This is a genomic window from Vibrio sp. Isolate24 (assembly GCF_022398215.1).
GTDB lineage: Bacteria > Pseudomonadota > Gammaproteobacteria > Enterobacterales > Vibrionaceae > Vibrio > Vibrio coralliilyticus_A.
Genome location: NZ_JAKEUU010000001.1, coordinates 406,993 through 424,077, shown reverse-complemented (window position 1 = coordinate 424,077; position 17,085 = coordinate 406,993). Strand labels below are relative to the sequence as shown.

Genomic DNA, 17,085 nt, shown 5'->3' with positions numbered 1-17,085 from the left:
AACCTCGTCAATATAGTTATTATCCAAATGAATTTACGTTCCTTTTTTATTCTCACTGTCGTTACCGCCTTCGCTGGTTGTGCCACTTATGCAGGTTTCAATTACAACCAACTGTTTGGCGAGGCTCAGATCCGTGACAGGCAAGCTAGTACGGTCAGCCAACCTAGTGATTTTTTCTTAAACGAAGTCAAACCCATCATCGATAACCGCTGTGTCGTCTGTCACGCCTGCTACGATGCACCCTGCCAACTTAAGATGTCTTCCGTGGAGGGTATTGACCGAGGCGGGAGCAAAGAACTCGTCTATCAAGGAACACGCTTAACCGCAGCAACACCAACCCGGCTATTCCAAGATGCTCAAACAACAGAGCAATGGCGCTCTATGGGGTTTCATCCCGTACTTAATGAGAGAGATCAAACACCAACAGCTAACATCGAAGCCGGCCTAATGGCCAAATTGTTGATGCAAAAAGAAGCTCACCCTTTACCAGATCAAGCCCAACTTGAAGGATTTGATTTTTCAATCGATCGCTCTCAGGAGTGCCCAACCATCGAAGAGTATGACAGCTATGCTCAAGATTACCCTAGTTGGGGCATGCCTTTTGGGATGCCTAACCTATCACCAAATGAATACTCAACACTCATGAGCTGGTTGCAAGATGGCGCTTTAATGAATGCGCCAATCCCACTGGCCACAGAACACCAAGCTTTGGTCAACGAATACGAACAATTTCTCAACAAAAGCTCTCGCAAAGCACAGCTTACCGCACGCTACATCTATGAACATTTGTTTTTATCCCATCTGTATTTCTCAGAGCTAAATGAAACCACACCGCGTTTTTTCACTTTGGTTCGTTCAAAAACGCCTCCGGGACAACCACTCAAACGTATCACAACGAGAAGACCTTACGATGATCCACAAGCCAAGCGTGTTTACTACCGCCTAATTCCTGTACAGGCCACTATTGTCGATAAGACCCATATGCCCTTCGCTCTCAACACCCAACGTATGGATAAATGGCAGAAATGGTTTCTCGAAGCAGATTATGACGTCGCTCAACTCCCCGGGTATGAACCTGAAATAGCGGCTAACCCAATGACGGCATTTATTGAGTTACCCGTAAAATCTCGTTTTAAGTTCATGTTGGACAATGCACAAAACACTATTAACGCCTATATAAAAGGCCCCGTTTGTCGTGGGCAATTGGCACTCAACGTGATTAATGATCGTTTTTGGGTATTCTTTCTTGACCCTGAGAAATCAGATATTCCAGAGGTGAATGAGTTTTATCGCTCACAAGCTGAAAACTTAAAATTGCCAGCCGAGTTGGAGAGCAATACTTTGCCTATCACAAGCTGGGTCGCATACTCACGCCAGCAAGCTCGCTACTTAACAGCCAAGTCCAACTTTATTAACCACTGGTTCAAAGATGGAAAGCACTTAACAACGGATATTCTTTGGAGTGGTGATGGCACCAATCCTAATGCCGCGTTGACCGTGTTCCGCCATTTTGACAGCGCATCAGTGGTTCAAGGCTTAGTTGGAAAGCCACCAAAGACGGCTTGGATTCTAGATTATGCTCTGATTGAGCGCATTCACTACCTACTCGTTGCTGGCTTTGATGTCTATGGAAACTTCGGCCACCAGCTCATGACGCGACTTTTTATGGACTTCTTGAGGCTTGAAGGCGAAAGTAATTTTATCGCTCTCCTCCCGCGAGATGTGCGCCACATTGAGCAATCAAGTTGGTATCAAAACCAAAGCCCTCAGCTGAGTGATTTCTTACATAACAATGTGAAGCCCTTTGATCAGCCAACACAGGTTCCATATCAGACCGACAACCCTAAGCGAGAGCTTTACGACATTTTACAGACAAAACTTGCACCGGTGCTGAGCAATCGCTACGACATAGAGCAAACCGGGTTCAAGCCTGCTAATGAATCTGCCTTGCGAACTATCGACAACATCAAAGGAAAAGGACTCCTTAATTTTCCTCAAATTATTATGCTCATGATTGAGTCTGAGGCTGGTGAAGAGCAGTTGTTTACTTTGCTTCACAATAATGCACATACCAACATCTCTAGCTTATTCGATGAAGAAAGTAATCGCGATTATAAAAATGATGATTTCACTCTAGTGAGAGGAGTGATCGGAAGTTACCCCGCTGCGTATCTTTCATTACATGAAGACGAGATTACTCAGCTCGTCAGCATGATAAAAAATGTCCGCTCGGAAGACGACTACGTTAAGTTATTGGATCGATTCGCAATCCGCCGAAGCTCAGACAAATTCTGGCCTTTCAGCGACAAAATACATGCTTGGTACAAAGAAAATCAGCCTGTCGAATTTGGTCTACTTGACTATAATCGTTTTGAGAATAGGTAGAACTGTTCAACCGAGCGTTTTCTAACGCGGGAGGTGAGTATGAGTATTAGAGATAGTATTCGCGCTATCGAGCAACAAATCTATGTGGCTTGCTCAGAGGGTGATTACGACACTGTCCAAATGCTTGAACATCAATTAGAAAGTTTGCGCGGCAAAGCTGAACATCCTTTCGATGATGGTCCTTACGCACCTGAGGGAAAAATAATCCCCGAGGACGATTGGTATTAACGATGAACGCCCCGTTTTACGGGGCTTTCTTTTGCCTTCCACATCACGTAACACGTATAATCCTCCTACTGCAAAATAAGGTAACGACTAATCGTTATCGACACCCTTAACGCCATGTCGCGTTGATTTCTCTTCAAACTCTTACACATGGAGGGTTTTATGCTGTCGGACATTGAAATCTGCCGTTCTCAAACATTACACCCAATTAACCAAGTTGCCCAAAATGCAGGACTACTGGACAGCGAATATCAAAGCCAAGGGGAATATAAAGCGAAAGTATCACTGAGTGCTTTAACCAGATTACAAAACAATAACTCGGGTAAGTTGGTATTAGTCACAGCTATCACTCCAACCCCTCTGGGCGAAGGGAAAACCGTTACCACTATCGGCCTCGCTCAAGGACTGGCTAAAATCAATCAATCCGTGATGGCATGTATTCGCCAACCCTCCATGGGCCCAGTTTTCGGTGTGAAAGGTGGAGCTGCTGGCGGTGGCTATTCGCAAGTAGCTCCAATGGAAGAGTTAAATTTGCATCTGACTGGCGATATTCATGCCGTTACCGCTGCACATAACCTAGCTGCGGCAGCTATCGATGCAAGGATTTATCATGAGCAGCGAGAAGGCTATCAGAATTTTGAGCAGCGTTCAGGTTTACAGGCACTGCGTATAGATCCAGAGCGTGTCGTTTGGAAACGTGTCATGGACCATAATGATCGAGCCCTACGTATGGTCACTGTCGGCCGAAATACCCATGACAAAAATATTAATGGCTTTGAAAGGCAAGACGGTTTTGATATCTCGGCAGCATCGGAACTTATGGCTGTACTGGCTCTGGCCAGTGACTTAAAAGACCTGCGTCAGCGCATTGGACGAATTGTTGTCGCTTATGATCTTGAAGGTCAACCTGTCACAACAGAAGATCTTCAAGTTGCTGGTGCAATGGCAGTGAGTATGAAAGCATCGATTGAACCCACATTGATGCAAACACTCGAAGGAGTCCCCACTCTCGTCCACGCAGGCCCATTTGCTAATATTGCCCATGGCAACTCTTCAATCATTGCTGACAACATTGCCACGAAATTGTGTGACTTCACAGTAACGGAAGGTGGTTTCGGTTCTGATATGGGGTTTGAAAAAGCGTGTAACATCAAAGCGCAAGTCTCCGGCAAGGCACCAGATTGTGCTGTCGTGGTTGCCACTTTACGTGGATTGAAAGCAAATTCGGGCCATTACGACTTAAAGCCCGGCCAAGCCTTACCGGATTCACTCTTTGAGGAAGATCCTGTCGCACTCGCCTCAGGGTTCGATAACCTCAAGTGGCACATTAACAACGTCAACAAATACGGTATCCCAGCAGTGGTGGCGATCAACCGCTTTCCACAGGATAGTGAACATGAATTGCAGCAACTGTCTGACATGATTCAAGCTCTACCGAACAATGTTGAAGTCGCTATCAGTGAAGGATTCACCCATGGTGGGGAAGGCACAACTGAGTTGGCGAGAAAAGTAGTCAAGCAATGTCAGCAAAAAACTGGCTTCAAACCCCTGTATCATTTCGAGCAGACAACAGAAGAAAAGCTAATGGCGGTAGCTGAATCCGGTTACGGCGCCGCAGGAGTCACACTAAGCGACAAAGCAAAACAGCAGTTGGCAGAATACAAGCAGCAAGGGTTCGATAACCTAGCGGTATGCCTTGCAAAAACACCACTGTCCATATCTACCGACGGCTCTGTGAAGGGGGCACCAACGCATTTTGATGTTCCAATCCGAGAACTAAAGCTGTGTGCTGGTGCTGGGTTCATTTACGCGCTTTGTGGTAACGTGATGACCATGCCTGGCCTGCCAGAAAAACCCGCTTTCATGAGCCTAGATCTGGATGATGCAGGCAACATCGTCGGCCTGAGCTAGCTCAAAAGCTCAGGTCAAAGCAGAGCAGAGCAGTGCAGTGCAGAGCAGTGCAGTGCAGTGCAGTGCAGTGCAGTGCAGTGCAGTGCAGTGCAGTGCAGTGCAGTGCAGTGCAGTGCAGTGCAGTGAGCTTTATAGAAAATCGATATTTGAACGACCTATCTCGTTTTTCTTGTTACCTTTTTTCTTCTGTTCACTGTCTTTCTTTTCTTGACTTGTCTTAGGTGGCTTACGCTTCTTATCCGGCTTTGAGTCCGATTTAGTGATTGAACGCTCTTCTGGTTCAGTCACTGGGGCATCGCAAACCACAACATAGTATTCTTGGTTGAACTCGAAGAAATCACCATCGTACATTTTACGGCGTTTACGAGTTTCTAATTCACCATTAACCGCAACATAGCCTTCTGCAATAATGTGTTTCGCTTCACCGCCTCCACCGACAAGGTTAGCGATCTTGAATACCTTATACAGCTCTATGGGCTGAGTTGAAACCTCAATTCCTATCGCTTCAATTTCAATCTCTTGCTCGTTTTGGTAGTCATCCGTCATGTTTTACTTCAGCCGCAGTTAGAAAAAAGCAGAGTCTAATGCCTATCCTTAAATAAATAAACTAAAGTTAATCATATAAAAAGCATTTTAAAGGTACTCGCTTTGCTTAGATGGATACTCATTCTGCTCTTATTTTCATGTCAGGCAGTCGCCTATTCTCCCCCAGTTAAAGTACTGGTGTATGGTGACGACTCTTATCCACCCTATAGCTATAGTGAAAATGGCATAGCAAAAGGCATTTACAGTGATATTTTACGTCGTGTTTTTGAAGAGATGCCGGGCTATGAGATTAAACTAGTCCCAATTCCGTGGAAGCGTGGGTTAAAGATGCTCAAAGTGGGTCAAGGTTTTGCGCTCTATCCGCCCTATTATTATTCCGACAAACGCCTTTATATCTCCCCCTACTCTAAACCGATTCTTGATGAAGAAGTGGTTGTGTTCTGCAACTCAGACAGTGTAAAAACACGCTCTTTAAGTCGTTGGCCAAGCGATTACTTTGGTTTAAAAGTCGGTGTCAATGAGGCCTTTGCCCTTGGCGGCAAACAGTTTTGGGATGCAGTCAAAGCAGGGAAAATCACTCTGCTCGAAGCCAAAGGTAACCGACCTAATCTGACTAATCTTCATGACAAAAAAATCGATTGTTACATGAATGACCGATTGTCTATTTTATGGGAAATTAAACGTATGACCCAGGAAGGATTACTACCAGAAGACTGGCAGCTAACCTTAGGTGCAGTGGTTAGTGCTGAACAGGGCTATTTAGGATTTACAAATCGTGAACCCGATAACTATCCATTCAAGCAAGATTTTGTCAAACAATTCAATCACAACCTAGTGAAACTTCAAGAACAAGGCGAGATTGAAGCCATCATAAAAGCCTATTTCGATAGTAGCCTGTAGGTCATTCATGTGCTACCAAGACGAAGTATGACCGAAATTCTGCTGGGGTACAAAGTATCAACTCAAATATTGGCTTCACTCTCACATTGTCACAGCTGCTAATGATCGATTAAATTTGTGCTTAACTAAATTGAGCTTCTTTTGCGCTTCAATACGCTCGCTCCTTCTCAAACTCGATGTATGGCTAATAGCGGCTTCGCAGTCAAAGATCGCTTTTCTCACGTCAGCAGGACTCACCTTTGCTGGGATTTCTCGGCTTAGGAGCGATAACAGTTTGCTGGCGACCTCCACACATTGCAGTCTAGACTTAAACACCTCTAAGCACAGAGCTATCGCCTTATCTACTGATTGAACAGCATACTTGTCAACTTGACACAATAGTCTCACTAAATCGGACTTACGTTTTCTACCGCGTTCAATCCGGCTTTCTATTAATAATTGCAAGGAAGCCTCTCCCAACAATGGTGTCGAGCCAGAGCGATGACTTCGAACATGGTGAGTTACTTTGTCAAACCAATAGTAATTGTCTGTTTCGTAAAGTAGAAATAAAAGATAATCCAGTAAAGGCAGGTCTAGTTTCTGGTAGTTCTTGAGTAAATTTGCCAACTTTATCCGAGCAATTTTATAGTTCTTATCATGCAACTCAATATGTACATCGACTAAAGTGAGCGCCAATGCATCATGATCGGACAAGTCTGCCTTCATTATATTGGACAACTCATGGTGAGCAGACATCGAAATAGATCGTCCTTGCGCTGTTGCTGTGAGCAATTTTAACCGCAGAACGTGAGTGGCATTCACTACTGTATTACGGTGTGTATTGACGATTTGATCTCGATACACAGCTAAGTGACTCATTACGCTCTGATAGTTTTCTTCCATTTCACATAAGTGAATGTAAGCCAAAAGACGAGATGCGCTTCCTTTTGAAAATTTAATCGCTTGAAGTAGCGCTTGTTGGGCTCCCTCACGATCTTTCTGTAACAAACAACATAACGCTTGCACGTCTAACACTGCAGATGGCTTTTTACCTGTTTCATCCATCCATTGCTGAAGCAATACTTGTGCTTTGATTTCTTTACCTTCCATGACTAACGCCATTGCGCAACCAACGATAGCCCAATGGCTGGTGCACTTTAGCTGACAAGCCTGAAAAAGTGAAAATGCTTGTTCGGTGTATTGCTCTCTCAGGTACACAGCCCCTTGAGCACGAACAAAACTGGTTGAATATTCAGGGTATTGCTCCCTAGCTTTGCTAAAGGAGTGTTCTATCTCTTTGAAACTCGCCTTCTTGGTAGATCGCAGTAAAGAAGACAATATTTGCTTTTGCTTGTAAGCGCGTAGAATTCGCTTCTTGAAGTCATAAATCGAGTACGGCTTAAGAATGTATTCGTCAGGTTCCGCCTCCAAAATTGAGCGCGCAACGTTTCCTCCTGTTTCACTCGTCAACATAACGAATGCACATTCAGAGCGAATCAAACCATAATGGCAACACTCTTCGTATATTTGTTTGCCGTTAAGCTCCTTGCCAAATCTATAATCACAAATGAATAAGTCAATCGAGATTTCTCGTAAAGTTTGATAGACCGATCGCACGTCTTTAGCCGTAAAGATTAAACGGTCACTAAAGCCCAGCTCCCTAAGCAAAATTCTTAAATTAGTTACGACCAATGGAGAGTCGTCTGCGATCAAGACTCCCGCTTGGCTGATGTTTTGGATTTGGCCGAACATATTCAACTGCTTTGACTAGAGTGAAATTGCTCGTTAGGGTATAGAAAGGAAAAGCTGATTAAAACGTCAGTTTTATCAGAGTTTCGTCAGGATTTACCGTTCACAAAAACGAGGGGAATAGTTGATAAAACAGTATTTACAAGAGCAATGCATTTAATACTTTTGGCACATTATCACCTAACAAACCCACTCATTTTTCAAATGAAGTTGACTTTGCAAGTGACGAATTATTACAGTCAAATTCTAGAAGCGCAGCTTCTCATTTCTCCAATTCGCTACCTCTGAAAACGACATTTCAGCTTAAAATATGAACACACATCAATAAAAGCTCACATTTACTGCCCGATACTGGCTTGACTGCTGGAGCTTAATAAATATTTCATGTTACAAATATAGGTTACACGGAAGATATTTATAAATTTAAACAATAAAGCTTATGGAAGGCTTACCAAGTGTTGGATTAGGTACGTCGAATTAAATGTCACATATCATTAAGAACAAAACGTCGCAATCGAACGCTTCGTCGATCTCAGGTAGCCGCTCTGCCAATGAGAACTTACCAGGACAAAGCTCCGCTTCTCTGAGTGGCGCCGAACTTGACGAATTGATGGATAACCACTTTAAGCACATGTTTGATGTGTTTAATGATGGTATTTTCTATATGACCGATGATGATCGGATCTTTTTTTACAATCCTACTTTTTATGAAAAATATGATATTGCCTCTGGTCAATGTCATCTAGATGCATGGTTTAACCTAGTACACCCTCTGGATAAAGCCATGCTAAAAGGTGAAGTTGACACACACTTCCAAGAGGATGATCGTAAGCTATCGACTCAATACCGAGTCAAAAACAAATCCGGTCAATATGTTTGGATTGAAGGAACGGCGGTGACCAAAACCATTAACGGTACACGTTTTATGATTGGCTGCCACCGTGATATTTCAGACCGAAAATTGATGGAAACCTACGTTCAGCAAGCTGCATTTAGAGACAATGCATCTGGGCTATCTAATGGTCAGAAACTCATCATCGATATTGATGGATTAGCTGACCAGTTACCGGGGTTACATTCACTGGTCTATATCCAAATTGGCGATATTCGCTCGTACCTCAGCGCTTACGGGCCCCATATTTTACGTGATGTGATGTCACACCTTATCACGGCATTAAATTCGTTTACCGATGACTTTGTTGATATCTATCGTGTCCGATCCGATGACTTTGCTGTCTTGATAAGAGGCCAATATTCGACTGATGAGCTCATGCTGCTAGGAGAAAACATTTCCAAGACTTACCAACAATCGGTTCAAGCCAGTGGATACCTGTATGGTGCAGATATTAGCATCGGGATGTTTCCTCGCTTTGACATTGGACTCGCAGCGGAAGAAGTGATTAAAATCGCTGCGCGTACCTGTCAGTTTGCAGGTGAAAAAAGACATAATCGCGTTGGTGTCTACAATGATGAGACGAAAAGCAAAGTTGATCGGCACTTTTACATCGAGCGGGAACTTGCCAACGCCATTCATAACGAAACTCTGACGGTTAAGTTCCAACCTATCATCTGTGCCAAAACAAATCGTGTCGCCAGCTTCGAAGCACTGGTACGTTGGAAAAGTAACACGGTTGGTGAAATTTACCCCGATGAATTCATTGAAGTGGCTGAAAAGAAAGGCTTGATTGTTGAGTTAGGTTACCTTGTTTTCTCCAAAGCGTGCCAATTCATTAAAAGGTACTTAGCAACCCACAAAACAAACATTCGTGTGAATGTGAACGTGTCTGTTCTACAGTTGTTGAACCATCAGTTTCCAGATCGAATAAAACTGATTGCCGACCAACACGGAGTCGACACAAAAAATATTGTCTTAGAGTTGACTGAAACGATCATTCTTGATGGCAACAAAAGTGCCATCTCTCAATTAAGCCGCTTGAGCGAATACGGTTTTTTACTTTCCCTTGATGACTTTGGCTCAGGATATAGCTCACTCAACAGCTTTTTTGATTTGCCCCTTAAGCAAATTAAAGTCGACAAAACCATGGCTTGGCGATGTCTCGACAACCCCGCTACTTTAAAATACCTCACATTTATCACTCAATTATGCCAATCACACAAGGTGGATATCGTTGTTGAAGGTATAGAAAATGCTGAGATGCAAAAATGTTTCACTGATATGGGTGCTTCATTCCTCCAAGGGTATTGGTTCTCTAAGCCACTTTCTCTCGCTAGCGCCAGTCAATACACCTTAGTTTGACGCACCTCGCCAACAAACGTTTTGTCACAAAAGGTTCACCATGGGAAATAGACTTTTGTGACAATGCTCAATAACATCAACTTTCTTGATGATAATTCGACCAAATTAAATACAAGCAATGATTCTCCATTACAGTAAGTCTCCCCGCTCTAACGGCAATATTGAGCTTAAATGTCTGGCCATCATGCTCATTGCTGTCTTCGCGATCAATACTCCTCTGAGTTTCATTAAAGACGCACAAAAACAAGATATCTCTTTCCAACTCAAAGCCATCGATGAAACACTGAAGCTTCGAAAACAACAAGTCAGTAACTACCTAGCCCTACGTAAAACCCAGCTTGCGCAAAACTACTTTGAACACCCTGAGCCATTCAATGATGTGATCAGGCACTTGCTTACCAATCAAGATTTGATCGACAAAATAGAAATCGTCACCAAAAACCCAGAACACAGCTATCGATATAAAAACTTAATCGATTCCTACACGCCTTTTTACGCCTCTAGCCTCAATGCTGATTTACTTCAAATTCTCTATCAGCCTGATTTGGGTCTTCTCACAGAGTTTGCGCCTATTTATCAGGGCTCAAAACACATAGGCTATTTGGTTGTCGACATCAATATGAGCGAGTTCAACAGCACCAGTAGAAAAGATATCCTCCTTGCAGATGAGAGTGGGTTTATCTACTCAAGCTCTCACCCGTCGATTGAACGCTACCAATACCTATCCGATTCATACTCGACCGTTTGGCGGGATCTAAGCAGAACTCAACGTTCTGAAGGTATTCTCGAACAAGATGAACTCTACTTCATCTATCGTAATATTGGCTTTTTTGGCAATAAACCTTACTACCTGATGAAAGTGATAGGAAAAGATGAGTTTATTCCTAAGTATCTGTATTTAATTATGATTCTTCTGGGCGTGAGTATTGGTGCTTCGTACTACTTGTACAAGTTAAGGCAAGAACGACGAGAGTTAAGCAAAATCACTTACACCGACCAACTTTCTGGCTTGTACAACCGACACTATTTACAGAAAGTAGAAAGGCAAAATCTCGCTAATGGCAATTACTACTTGGGTATTTTCGACATAGACCATTTTAAATCCGTCAATGACAAATACGGCCATGATGTCGGAGACCAAGTGATCAAACGAGTCGCATCTATTATCAAGTCACGTATCCGCGTTTCAGACTATGCATTTAGAATTGGGGGTGAAGAGTTTGTCATACTGATCCGGACAGCCTCCATGCAAGATGCACAACAAGCCATGAATCGTATACGCATGGATGTATCCCAGTTTACTCAAGCACCTAAGGTGACCATTTCTGGGGGACTATACCCTTACTCAGGTACACTATCGCAATCTCTTAAACGCGCCGATGAGCTTCTGTATCAAGCAAAGCAAAATGGTCGAAATGCCGTTTACGCAAATACTTAGTCAGCGCTTTCAAACCTGTACAAAACGATTAAAACCGTTTAGACAAAGAGGCGGTCTGCATGCAGCCTCTTTGTCGCCACATCTAGTTAGCATGGTTAAAAACTGGATAGTTCCACCAGTTCTTTGGTGTACTCCCGCTTCGGGTTATGGAATAGATCCGCAGTTTCTCCTTGTTCAACAATCTCTCCTTGTTTCATCACTATGGTGTAATGACACAGAGATTTAACCACATTCAAGTCATGGCTTATAAAGAGATAAGTTAAACGATACTTTTCCTGCAAAGATTTGAGCAAGTCCAGTACCTGTGCTTGGACAGTTCGATCTAGAGAGGAAGTAGGTTCATCCAATAAAATAAACTCTGGCTTTAAAATCAACGCTCTTGCAATTGCAATTCGCTGCCGTTGGCCTCCTGAAAACTCGTTTGGATAGCGAAAGCGGGTTTCCGGATCAAGGTCCACTTCTTCCATCACATCACAAATCATTCTATCGACCGTCTCATCGTCATAGTCTTGGTGGACACGTAGCCCTTCTCCAATGACCTGAGCCACAGACATTCGCGGATTAAGTGCTGAAAACGGGTCCTGAAACACTACCTGCATTTTACTGCGATACGGCAGCATTCCTTTGCGATCCAAGCCTTGTAACTCTTGTTGTTGGTAGGAAATCGAACCTTCAGAGTGAACAAGACGCAAAATAGCCATTCCTGTTGTCGACTTGCCAGATCCGCTTTCTCCGACTAAGCCAATGGAGTGTCCGCGTTTAAGATCAAACTTCATATCGGTTACCGCTTTGATATGCGATGCCACACGTTTAAATAGGCCGCCGGTAATTGGGAACCAAACTCGGAGATTATCAACAGACAAAAGGCCACTTGAATCAACCGGAACTTCGACGGGTAAACCTCTTGGATCCGAGTTGATCAGCTTTTGTGTATAGGGGTGCTGGGGAGTGGAAAATAGAGACTTGCAGTCAGCCTCTTCAACCAGCTTACCATTTTGCATCACAGCGACACGGTCAGCAATACGCCGCACAATACTTAAGTCATGGGTAATGAATAACATGGCCATGCCTAGCTCTTGCTGCAGCTCTTTTAGGAGGTCTAGAATTTGTGTCTGTACTGATACATCAAGGGCAGTCGTGGGTTCATCAGCAATCAATAGCTCAGGTTCGTTGATGAGAGCCATTGCAATCATGACACGCTGTCTCTCACCCCCTGATAACTCATGTGGATAGGCATTAATTTTTACATCTGGGTTACGGATTCCTACTTTACCCAGCCATTCAATAGCCAAAGCTTCAGCTTTCTTCTGCCGAACACCACGGTGAATCGCTAGCGTTTCCACCAGCTGCTTACCGACTTTATGCAGTGGGTTGAGCGATACCATAGGCTCTTGGAAAATCATACCGATTCTACCACCCCGAATGCCTCTTAGCTGTCGCTCAGAACAATTCAGAATGTCTATACCATCAAAGTGAATACTGCCTTCTAAATAGTGAGAAGAGCCCTTGGGTAAGAGCTTTAATACCGAGTTAGCTGTAACGGACTTTCCAGAGCCACTTTCGCCAACTAACGCTAGGGTTTCACCCTGATTAATCGAAAAAGAGACCCGATGAGTAACTTGTTCGACCTCTTTCCCACGGCCAAATCCGACTGACAACCCATCAATAGTTAATACTTTTCTAATCATGGTTAGCTTCCCTGATGGTGCGGGTCAAAGGCGTCGCGAACCGCTTCACCGACAAAAACGAGTAGAGTCAACATGACTGACAAGACAAAGAAAGCAGAAAAGCCGAGCCAAGGCGCTTGTAAGTTCGCTTTCCCCTGCGCTAACAATTCTCCCAAAGATGGAGAGCCAGCAGGAAGGCCAAAGCCAAGAAAGTCGAGTGACGTGAGTGTAGTAACAGAGCCCGATAAGATAAAAGGCATCATCGTCAGTGAAGCAACCATGGCATTAGGTAACATATGGCGGCTCATTATGCGGCTATCATTAACACCCAATGCCTGGGCAGCCCTCACGTAATCAAAGTTTCTACAGCGCAAAAACTCAGCTCTCACAACTCCTACTAAGCTCATCCAACTAAACAGTGCCATGATCCCAAGTAACCACCAGAAATTGGGTTCAACAAAGCTGGAAAGGATAATGAGAAGAAAGAGTGTCGGCATCCCCGACCAAACCTCGATAAACCGCTGCCCTAACAAATCTAGCCAACCGCCATAATAGCCTTGAGTTGCACCAACAATGGCACCAATAACACTGGAAATAATGGTAAGGACGAAACCAAACAAGACAGAAATCCTGAAACCATAAATAATTCTCGCCAAGACGTCCCGACCTTTATCATCCGTGCCGAGCCAGTTAACGTGATCTGGAGCAGAAGGAACCGAACCTGAGATGTTGTAATTGATGGTATCGTAGCTAAACCGAATCAGAGGCCAAATGATGTAGCCTTTTTCCTCAATCAACTCAATCACGTATGGGTCAGTGTAATCAGCTTCTGTCTCAAACTCTCCACCAAACTCCGTCTCGGCGTACTGCGTGGCGATAGGGTAATACCATGTGCCTTCATATTCGACTAGCAGCGGTTTGTCATTCGCGATCAGTTCCGCAAACAAGCTGATCACAAACAAGACCATAAAGATCCACAAAGACCAATAGCCACGTTTATTGGCCCGAAACCTCTGCCAGCGCACTTCATTTAACGGGTTACGTCTTTTCTTTGTCAGCATTAACGCGCCTCAAAATCAATTCTTGGGTCAACCCAGGTATAGGTTAAATCGGAAATAATACTCAAAATAAGACCAAGCAGCGTCATGATGTATAACGAGCTAAACACCACGGGATAGTCACGTTGGATTGTCGACTCAAAACCCAGCAGGCCGATCCCTTCTAAGGAGAACATCACTTCAATCAGCATTGAGCCTGTGAAGAAAATGCTGATAAATGCGGCTGGGAAGCCTGCAATAATGATCAGCATGGCGTTACGAAACACATGTTTATAAAGAATACTTCTCTCATCAAGACCTTTGGCTCGAGCTGTGACAACGTATTGCTTATTGATTTCATCAAGGAAAGAGTTTTTAGTCAGCATACTTAACGTTGCAAAACCACCAATCACCATCGCCAGAATTGGCAAGGTAAGATGCCAAAAGTAATCAATAATTTGATCATACCAAGCCAACTGGTCAAAGTTGCTGGAGACGAGGCCTCTTAGCGGGAACCAGCTAAAGTAATTCCCACTGGCAAACAAGATAATTAAGATGATGGCAAACAAAAAGCCCGGAATCGCATAGCCGACAATGACCACGGCACTCGACCAAATATCAAACCTGGAACCGTGATGAATGGCTTTCATTATCCCCAATGGGATGGAGATTAAATAAATAATCAAGGTACTCCATAAGCCAAGAGAAACTGACACAGGTAGCCGTTCAACAATCAAGTCGATCACATTTCCACCTTTGAACAAGCTATCTCCAAAGTTAAAAGTGGCGTAGTTTTTGAGCATATCAAAGTAGCGTTCATGGAGCGGCTTATCGAATCCAAACTGCTTTTTGATTTCCTCCACGACTTCTGGATCTAAGCCACGCGAACCTTTATAACCACTTGCTGTTGCATCACTTCCTACGTCCAATTCGACTTCGCTCCCGCCACCAGCAAAGCGCTCCATGATCCCAGAGCTATGACCTTCAAGCTGTGCAATTGCCTGCTCAACAGGGCCACCTGGTGCAATTTGGATGATAAAGAAATTGATGGTGATGATCGCCCACAGTGTGGGGATCACCAAAAGTAAGCGACGAAATATATAGGCAGCCATCTATCCCTCACTAGCGTCGTTTTTCAGGAAGTTTTTCGGCTTTCTCTTTGGAGATCCACCAAGTATCGACGCCTAAATCGTATCTTGGCATTGTGGTCGGCCGCTCAAACTTATCCCACATCGCCACACGATATTCACTTACGTGCCATTGAGGAATAATATAAAAATTCCACTGCAACACACGATCCAGTGCACGTCCTAACGCAAGTAATGCGTCTGGGTCTTGCTGCTTTTTCGATATCTGCATCGTCAAACTATCGACCACAGGGTCAATAACACCTGCCGTGTTGTAAGTCGAATCTATGTAGTTAGAGTTCCAGACAATCATCAGGTTCGGACTCGGATAAGGGTTTGCAGAATACGACGAAGAGACCATATCAAAGTCACGGTCACGCAGTCGTTTGATATATTGAGTGGTATCAACAGAACGTATTTTCATATCAATACCCAGACGCTTCATATTTTTCTGTACCGGGATCGCAATACGTTCAGCGGTAGGGCTATAGATCAATAGTTCAAAGGAGAAAGGCTGACCTGTTTTAGTATTGGTTAAGACCTTATTCTTTAACTCCCAACCTGCATCTTTTAACAGTTTGAACGCAGTTCTCATTTGCGAACGAATCCGTCCTGAGCCATCCGTGACTGGTGGTTGATACTCTTCGGTAAACACTCGCGGTGGAATTTGATCTTTAAAAGGCTCTAAAACGGTTAACTCCTCTGCACTTGGCAGACCTTTCGCTTCATAATCAGTATTCTGGAAGTAACTACGTGTACGAGTATATTGGCCATAGAACATGTTCTTGTTCATCCATTCGAAATCCATCGCATAAGTCAATGCCTCGCGAACTCGAACATCTTTGAAGACTTCACTTCGAATGTTGAACACAAATGCTTGCGTATTTTCAGGCTTCTGATGAGGAATTTCCTCTTTAATGATGTAGCCCCTATCGAAATTCACACCGGTATAAGAGTTGGCCCAAAACTTCGCTGAACTTTCTAAGCGGAAGTCAAACTCTCCGGCTTTAAAAGCTTCTAGCATAACCGTATCATCCCGATAGTAATCGTATTGAACTTGCTTAAAGTTATTTCTCCCAACATTCACTGGGAGATCTTTCGCCCAATAGTCATCCACTAACGAATAAGTCACACTCTGACCAGACTTGTAATCGATGATTTTATACGCGGAACTGCCGACTGGTGGGGTTGATAAAGGTTCGGAGAAGGTCTTATCCTTCCAAAAGTGTTCTGGTAACACACGGGTTGATTGGGCAAAACTGAACATTTTTTCGCGATTCGGCGTGGCCATTTCTATACGAACCGTCATATCGTTTTTGGCGGTAACAGATTTAATATCTTTGTAATACACCCGATACTGCGGCACGCCTTCTTTCATAAATTTATCAAATGTAAATGCGACATCATGCGCGGTGATCGGCTCACCATCGTGGAATCGCGCCTTAGGATTGATATCCAATTCAAGCCAAGTGTAGTCGTCCGAATACCTGACTCGCTCAGCGATCAGTGGGTAGTAAGTATCGATTTCATCATTAGGTTTAAACATCAAGGTGTCATAAAGCTCTGCTGTCGCTGCAGCAGCAACACCTCTTGAAGCAAAACGGTTGAAATTGTCGTATGTGCCGACTTGACCATAAGTGATTTTGCCGTATTTTGGCGCTTCTGGGTTCACATAATCAAAATGAGTGAAGTCTTGTGGATACTTAGCTTCGCCAAACCCAACCAAACTGGTTGTCTCAATTACTTTTGCATATCCGATTGAGCTTAAACTCGCAATCATTGCCCCTAATAGGGCGTGGCGCATTCTTGTCATTCCCTGTTCCCTCGGCTGAATTCGCAATTCTTTTCACACTATACTATTAAT

General features: G+C 43.8%; 12 protein-coding genes. 6 read left to right on the top strand and 6 right to left on the bottom strand.

The window, feature by feature from the left end; translation table 11 throughout:
- The first annotated feature begins 27 nt into the window (after positions 1 to 27).
- The 3 genes from L1D23_RS01910 (at position 28) to L1D23_RS01900 (ending at position 4,521) form a co-directional block, all read left to right on the top strand.
- Positions 28 to 2,385: a fatty acid cis/trans isomerase gene (locus L1D23_RS01910; protein ID WP_239863927.1), complete on the top strand. Its 2,358-nt coding sequence runs from the start codon at positions 28 to 30 to the stop codon at positions 2,383 to 2,385.
- A gap of 39 nt (positions 2,386 to 2,424) precedes the next feature.
- Positions 2,425 to 2,613, top strand: a complete 189-nt coding sequence (locus tag L1D23_RS01905; protein WP_239835256.1) for a hypothetical protein — start codon at positions 2,425 to 2,427, stop codon at positions 2,611 to 2,613.
- 159 nt (positions 2,614 to 2,772) lie between these two features.
- Entirely contained in the window at positions 2,773 to 4,521 is a 1,749-nt protein-coding gene (locus L1D23_RS01900) for a formate--tetrahydrofolate ligase (protein WP_239863926.1), read from the top strand.
- Positions 4,522 to 4,650: 129 nt separating this feature from the next.
- Here L1D23_RS01900 and L1D23_RS01895 read toward each other — a convergent pair whose 3' ends face one another.
- A complete protein-coding gene (locus L1D23_RS01895; protein WP_239863925.1) occupies positions 4,651 to 5,067 on the bottom strand; it encodes an RNA-binding S4 domain-containing protein in 417 nt (138 codons plus the stop codon).
- Positions 5,068 to 5,169: 102 nt separating this feature from the next.
- Between L1D23_RS01895 and L1D23_RS01890 the strand changes: the two genes are divergently transcribed.
- Positions 5,170 to 5,967: an ABC transporter substrate-binding protein gene (locus L1D23_RS01890; RefSeq protein ID WP_239863924.1), complete on the top strand. Its 798-nt coding sequence runs from the start codon at positions 5,170 to 5,172 to the stop codon at positions 5,965 to 5,967.
- A gap of 81 nt (positions 5,968 to 6,048) precedes the next feature.
- On the opposite strand, the gene L1D23_RS01885 is transcribed toward L1D23_RS01890, so the two are convergent.
- The gene (locus tag L1D23_RS01885) at positions 6,049 to 7,698 is read right to left on the bottom strand and encodes a response regulator (RefSeq protein ID WP_239863923.1); all 1,650 of its coding nucleotides are present in this window, start codon (positions 7,696 to 7,698) and stop codon (positions 6,049 to 6,051) included.
- 478 nt (positions 7,699 to 8,176) lie between these two features.
- Here L1D23_RS01885 and L1D23_RS01880 point away from each other — a divergent pair, with 478 nt between their 5' ends.
- On the top strand, positions 8,177 to 9,952 hold the full coding sequence (locus L1D23_RS01880; protein WP_239863922.1) for an EAL domain-containing protein: 1,776 nt from the start codon (positions 8,177 to 8,179) through the stop codon (positions 9,950 to 9,952).
- Positions 9,953 to 10,070: 118 nt separating this feature from the next.
- Complete coding sequence (locus L1D23_RS01875) at positions 10,071 to 11,390, top strand: diguanylate cyclase (protein WP_239863920.1); 1,320 nt, start codon at positions 10,071 to 10,073, stop codon at positions 11,388 to 11,390.
- A gap of 95 nt (positions 11,391 to 11,485) precedes the next feature.
- On the opposite strand, the gene L1D23_RS01870 is transcribed toward L1D23_RS01875, so the two are convergent.
- The 4 genes from L1D23_RS01870 to L1D23_RS01855 are packed head-to-tail and all read right to left on the bottom strand — an operon-like array spanning position 11,486 to position 17,034.
- Positions 11,486 to 13,078: an ABC transporter ATP-binding protein gene (locus L1D23_RS01870; protein ID WP_239863919.1), complete on the bottom strand. Its 1,593-nt coding sequence runs from the start codon at positions 13,076 to 13,078 to the stop codon at positions 11,486 to 11,488.
- Between the two features lie 2 nt (positions 13,079 to 13,080).
- The gene (locus L1D23_RS01865) at positions 13,081 to 14,118 is read right to left on the bottom strand and encodes an ABC transporter permease (protein ID WP_239863917.1); all 1,038 of its coding nucleotides are present in this window, start codon (positions 14,116 to 14,118) and stop codon (positions 13,081 to 13,083) included.
- On the bottom strand, positions 14,118 to 15,206 hold the full coding sequence (locus tag L1D23_RS01860; protein ID WP_239863915.1) for a microcin C ABC transporter permease YejB: 1,089 nt from the start codon (positions 15,204 to 15,206) through the stop codon (positions 14,118 to 14,120). Before L1D23_RS01860 ends, L1D23_RS01865 begins: the two co-directional genes overlap by 1 nt.
- A gap of 10 nt (positions 15,207 to 15,216) precedes the next feature.
- On the bottom strand, positions 15,217 to 17,034 hold the full coding sequence (locus L1D23_RS01855; RefSeq protein ID WP_239863914.1) for an extracellular solute-binding protein: 1,818 nt from the start codon (positions 17,032 to 17,034) through the stop codon (positions 15,217 to 15,219).
- Positions 17,035 to 17,085 lie beyond the last annotated feature (51 nt).

Excerpts from the sequence above, each read along its gene's own strand:
- L1D23_RS01865 (WP_239863917.1), bottom strand. The coding sequence starts at position 14,118 with ATGCTGACAAAGAAAAGACGTAACCCGTTAAATGAAGTGCGCTGGCAG.
- L1D23_RS01900 (WP_239863926.1), top strand. The coding sequence starts at position 2,773 with ATGCTGTCGGACATTGAAATCTGCCGTTCTCAAACATTACACCCAATT.
- L1D23_RS01880 (WP_239863922.1), top strand. The coding sequence starts at position 8,177 with ATGTCACATATCATTAAGAACAAAACGTCGCAATCGAACGCTTCGTCG.
- L1D23_RS01855 (WP_239863914.1), bottom strand. The coding sequence starts at position 17,034 with ATGACAAGAATGCGCCACGCCCTATTAGGGGCAATGATTGCGAGTTTA.
- L1D23_RS01860 (WP_239863915.1), bottom strand. The coding sequence starts at position 15,206 with ATGGCTGCCTATATATTTCGTCGCTTACTTTTGGTGATCCCCACACTG.
- L1D23_RS01895 (WP_239863925.1), bottom strand. The coding sequence starts at position 5,067 with ATGACGGATGACTACCAAAACGAGCAAGAGATTGAAATTGAAGCGATA.
- L1D23_RS01885 (WP_239863923.1), bottom strand. The coding sequence starts at position 7,698 with ATGTTCGGCCAAATCCAAAACATCAGCCAAGCGGGAGTCTTGATCGCA.
- L1D23_RS01905 (WP_239835256.1), top strand. The coding sequence starts at position 2,425 with ATGAGTATTAGAGATAGTATTCGCGCTATCGAGCAACAAATCTATGTG.
- L1D23_RS01875 (WP_239863920.1), top strand. The coding sequence starts at position 10,071 with ATGATTCTCCATTACAGTAAGTCTCCCCGCTCTAACGGCAATATTGAG.
- L1D23_RS01870 (WP_239863919.1), bottom strand. The coding sequence starts at position 13,078 with ATGATTAGAAAAGTATTAACTATTGATGGGTTGTCAGTCGGATTTGGC.
- L1D23_RS01910 (WP_239863927.1), top strand. The coding sequence starts at position 28 with ATGAATTTACGTTCCTTTTTTATTCTCACTGTCGTTACCGCCTTCGCT.